This window comes from Microcystis sp. M53602_WE12 (assembly GCF_030065455.1).
GTDB classification, from domain to species: domain Bacteria; phylum Cyanobacteriota; class Cyanobacteriia; order Cyanobacteriales; family Microcystaceae; genus Microcystis; species Microcystis aeruginosa.
This window is the reverse complement of record NZ_JASJFB010000127.1, coordinates 1-1,522: the sequence shown is the minus strand read 5'-3', so window position 1 is coordinate 1,522 and position 1,522 is coordinate 1. Positions and strand designations below refer to the sequence as shown.

The following is a 1,522-nucleotide window of genomic DNA, read 5'->3' as shown; positions in this document are numbered from 1 at the left end:
AGTCCTTTCCTGTATGAATTTCAGCTACTTTTGAGCGTAGTTGCTCTCATCGAATTTTATTTTAAGTTAATTATTTGCATAACAATTCCCGAAGAGCCTGTTTATCCAACCATTGATCCTATTCCGACTGATCCTGCTGTTGCCGTTCCTGAATCTGGAAATATAGCTGGCTTACTTGCGATTGGTATTGTAGGTGCAGCTTCAACCCTGAAGCGGAAACTAAAACCCTCTAAATCCACTGAAAAAGAAACCACAAAAGTAGGCTAAATTGCTTCTAAAAATACCATAAATGCCCCTTCAATCAATCTTGAGGGGGTTTTATTGTATAATTGAGGGATGAGTAAACTAGATCAACTTACGCAATCTTGAGCTATAATCGGCAATGAGGTCGAATCCGAACAACGATCAGAAAAAACTCCTGATTGCTGAACTTAAAAAAGCAGCAATCAAACATACCCCAGAAAATATTATCATAATTACTCAAGATCCTAGCGGGAAAATTGTTTTTCTAGAAACTGGAAAAGCAGGTGACAAAGGTTCTGGATTGCTGCATATTCTAGAAAATCATCGAGAAGATTTTCTCCAGAGAGGTATTACTGAAGAACAAATTCCCGATTTAATTGTAACAGCTATTAGTGAGGGAAAAATTATTGGCATACAAGGAAAAAGTCGCATAATTTATCAAGTAGAAATCAATGGAATTATTCAGTATGTTTCTCTAGAAATTAGTCATAATGGTTACTTAGTGAGTGCTAATCCAACTCCAACTCGATTAATTAACAAACTTATTCAGGAATGATAGTTATGGCAATCAGAATCAAACTTTGGGCAGATTATGGAAGTTACCCACTTTGGGGAGTAGATGAAATTGATAACATTGCTCCTGAAGAATTGCCATTAAGTCAAGCAACTATTCAGCGTTTAAACGCATGGCAGGATACTTACGATAAGACTTTAAATCAAGACTATCCACCTTTATCAGATTTTCCTAATCAGCAAGCTGAAATGGATTTTAAACAAGAAGGAATTAGTTTATGGAAACAGTTACGTCTTGAACTGGCCCCGGATTATGAAGTTTTCTACCAAAATGAAGGTCAATTGTTCAGACATCCTAAGGAAATAACCACAAAATCTACAGTACAAAAAATAACAGTTTGAGTATCATCACCCTCGGCACTCTCGGCGCAGGTGCAACCCTTAAGCGCCAACTAAAACCCTCTAAATCCACTGAAAAAGAAACCACAAAAGTCGGCTAAATTGCCTCTAAAAATACCATCAATACTCCTTCAATCAATCTTGAGGGGGGTTTGTTTTTTTATATCTCTTTTTTGGCAATAGATGCTATAATGAAAGGCCACTCTTTAAGATTGCTTGATCGATCGTGGACTTTGAGATTATCAGCGATATTACGAATATCGAGATTATTGCCACAGGAACAGGAATTCGTAATCGGGAACGGTTGCAAAAACAGTATGGCAAAGGTAAATGGAGAAAATTAAAGGGCATAGCCCAAGTTCAGCTT

At 37.1% G+C, this 1,522-nt stretch carries 3 protein-coding genes and 1 pseudogene; all 4 read left to right on the top strand.

The annotated features are described in order from the left end of the window. Positions 1-267: PEP-CTERM sorting domain-containing protein (locus tag PX482_RS05105; protein WP_288094643.1), on the top strand; the 267-nt coding region annotated here is incomplete at its 5' end. Positions 268-382: 115 nt separating this feature from the next. After that, complete coding sequence (locus PX482_RS05100) at positions 383-799, top strand: hypothetical protein (RefSeq protein ID WP_002759905.1); 417 nt, start codon at positions 383-385, stop codon at positions 797-799. Between the two features lie 5 nt (positions 800-804). Further along, positions 805-1,158: an immunity protein CdiI family protein gene (locus PX482_RS05095; RefSeq protein WP_036402756.1), complete on the top strand. Its 354-nt coding sequence runs from the start codon at positions 805-807 to the stop codon at positions 1,156-1,158. A 5-nt stretch (positions 1,159-1,163) separates the two neighbouring features. Next, a pseudogene (locus PX482_RS05090) lies at positions 1,164-1,256 on the top strand (PEP-CTERM sorting domain-containing protein); the annotation flags it as partial. Positions 1,257-1,522 lie beyond the last annotated feature (266 nt).

Excerpts from the sequence above, each read along its gene's own strand:
- PX482_RS05100 (WP_002759905.1), top strand. The coding sequence starts at position 383 with ATGAGGTCGAATCCGAACAACGATCAGAAAAAACTCCTGATTGCTGAA.
- PX482_RS05095 (WP_036402756.1), top strand. The coding sequence starts at position 805 with ATGGCAATCAGAATCAAACTTTGGGCAGATTATGGAAGTTACCCACTT.